General features: G+C 53.0%; 2 tRNA genes and 2 rRNA genes (1 of these 4 cut by a window edge). All 4 read right to left on the bottom strand.

Going from position 1 to position 2500, the window contains the following annotated elements:
- Positions 1-108, bottom strand: a 23S ribosomal RNA gene (locus tag C816_RS21255) (it extends 2737 nt beyond the left edge of the window).
- A gap of 360 nt (positions 109-468) precedes the next feature.
- Positions 469-544 (bottom strand) — tRNA-Ala (locus C816_RS21250).
- A 27-nt stretch (positions 545-571) separates the two neighbouring features.
- A tRNA-Ile gene (locus tag C816_RS21245) sits at positions 572-648 on the bottom strand.
- 120 nt (positions 649-768) lie between these two features.
- Positions 769-2297: ribosomal RNA gene (locus C816_RS21240) — 16S ribosomal RNA — on the bottom strand.
- The 16S and 23S rRNA genes sit together here with 2 tRNA genes alongside, the layout of an rRNA operon.
- Positions 2298-2500: the final 203 nt, after the last annotated feature.

Raw genomic sequence — 2500 nt, 5'->3', positions numbered from 1 at the left:
CGCGGATCAAGGGATATTTGCTCCTCCCCGCGGCTTATCGCAGCTTGTCACGTCCTTCGTCGGCTCCTGATGCCAAGGCATTCCCCTTGCGCCCTTTTCAGCTTGACCTATCGTCGGAGCTAAGTCCATTCCGCTCCCTTGCTCCTCCTCTCCGAACGAAACCCGTTTCACTGGGCTTTCATTCGGCTGGGGACAGCGGAACAGTTCTGGCCTTCTCTCCTACGTGTCAGAGAAAATGGTTCTCTCAAGAATTATGCAGGCTTCACAGATTGTTGAAATTGTAATTGTTACCCTGCGTCCTTCCAGACGCTGTTCCACAATTAAATTTGCCATACTCTCGTATGGCGCCTCTCTGTTGCCTTACTTATCACTTGTGTTGCATTGTTCAGTTTTCAAGGTGCGCCTCCAGCTCTTTTGAAGCCAGATCGAAACACTTGATTCTCATCAAATGCTTCGATTTGATCTCAATGGTGGAGATAGTCGGGTTCGAACCGGCGACCTCCTGCTTGCAAGGCAGGCGCTCTCCCAGCTGAGCTATATCCCCGGCTCTCGTCGCTTGCTTTTGGACTTTTGGTGGGCCTGAGTGGGCTCGAACCACCGACCTTACGATTATCAGTCGTACGCTCTAGCCAGCTGAGCTACAGGCCCGTCTTTGGTCTTGCCTCCCGCCTCCCACAGCATACACCCTCTAAATTAAACAACGTAACTACTCCAGCTCCAGCTGACCAGGATTACGGCATCCTTTTTCATATGCCGTGTTCTCCTTAGAAAGGAGGTGATCCAGCCGCTCGTTCTCGAACGGCTACCTTGTTACGACTTCACCCCAATTATCGAACCCACCTTCGGCCGCGCCCTCATTGCTGTTAGGCTACGGACTTCGGGTGTTCCCGACTCTCATGGTGTGACGGGCGGTGTGTACAAGGCCCGGGAACGTATTCACCGCGGCATGCTGATCCGCGATTACTAGCGATTCCGACTTCACGCAGGCGGGTTGCAGCCTGCGATCCGAACTGGGACGGCTTTTGGGGGTTCGCTCCTCCTCGCGGATTTGCATCCCTCTGTTGACCGCCATTGTATTACGTGTGTAGCCCAGGACATAAGGGGCATGATGATTTGACGTCGTCCCCACCTTCCTCCGTTTTGTCAACGGCAGTCTCGCTAGAGTGCTCTTGCGTAGCAACTAACAATAGGGGTTGCGCTCGTTGCGGGACTTAACCCAACATCTCACGACACGAGCTGACGACAACCATGCACCACCTGTGTGAGAGGTCCCCGAAGGGAAAACCCTATCTCTAGAGCGGTCCTCTCCATGTCAAGCCCTGGTAAGGTTCTTCGCGTTGCTTCGAATTAAACCACATAATCCACCGCTTGTGCGGGCCCCCGTCAATTCCTTTGAGTTTCAACCTTGCGATCGTACTCCCCAGGTGGGATACTTATTGTGTTAACTGCGGCACGCAGGGGGTCAGTCCCCGCACACCTAGTATCCATCGTTTACAGCGTGGACTACCAGGGTATCTAATCCTGTTTGCTCCCCACGCTTTCGCGCCTCACCGTCAGTTGCCGTCCAGTCATCCGCCTTCGCCACTGGTGTTCTTCCTTATATCTACGCATTTCACCGCTACACAAGGAATTCCGATGACCTCTCCGGTACTCAAGAAAAACAGTTTCAAATGCAGTTCCGCGGTTGAGCCGCGGGATTTCACATCTGACTTGTCTTCCCGGCTGCACGCCCTTTACACCCAGTAAATCCGGACAACGCTTGCCACCTACGTATTACCGCGGCTGCTGGCACGTAGTTAGCCGTGGCTTATTCAAGAGGTACCGTCTTCTTCTCTTCCCTCTTAAAAGAAGTTTACAACCCGAAAGCCTTCTTCCTTCACGCGGCGTTGCTGGGTCAGGCTTGCGCCCATTGCCCAATATTCCCCACTGCTGCCTCCCGTAGGAGTCTGGGCCGTATCTCAGTCCCAATGTGGCCGGTCAACCTCTCAGTCCGGCTACTGATCGTCGCCTAGGTGGGCCGTTACCCCGCCTACTAGCTAATCAGACGCGAGGCCATCTTCCAGCGATAAATCTTTGACATTCAAACCATGCGGTTCAAATGTTTCATGCGGTATTAGCAGTCGTTTCCAACTGTTGTCCCCCTCTGGAAGGCAGGTTCCTCACGCGTTACTCACCAGTCCGCCACTAAGCATTCCCTTCCGTTGTCCGAAAACTCCTTCAGGGGTGCTCCGTTCGACTTGCATGTGTTAAGCACGCCGCCAGCGTTCGTCCTGAGCCAGGATCAAACTCTCTATAAATTCGTATTCAAACAGCCCCTTTCAGGACCGTTTAAACCTTCATAGAGCTATTTGTCATAGCTTCATCTCTTGCCTCCGCTCCGGTAATTGACTCAACCCGGAACTTTGGCTCTTTTTCGTCATGGCCTACAAAGACCACGAACTCTGGTGCTTTCTTTTCGTTACGTTGTTTAATTTACAAGGTGCATGCCTTCTTCGGCGGA

This window comes from Oscillibacter sp. 1-3 (assembly GCF_000403435.2).
GTDB lineage: Bacteria > Bacillota > Clostridia > Oscillospirales > Oscillospiraceae > Oscillibacter.
The sequence above is the reverse complement of the archived record's forward strand: the minus strand, read 5'-3'. Positions and strand labels throughout refer to the sequence as shown.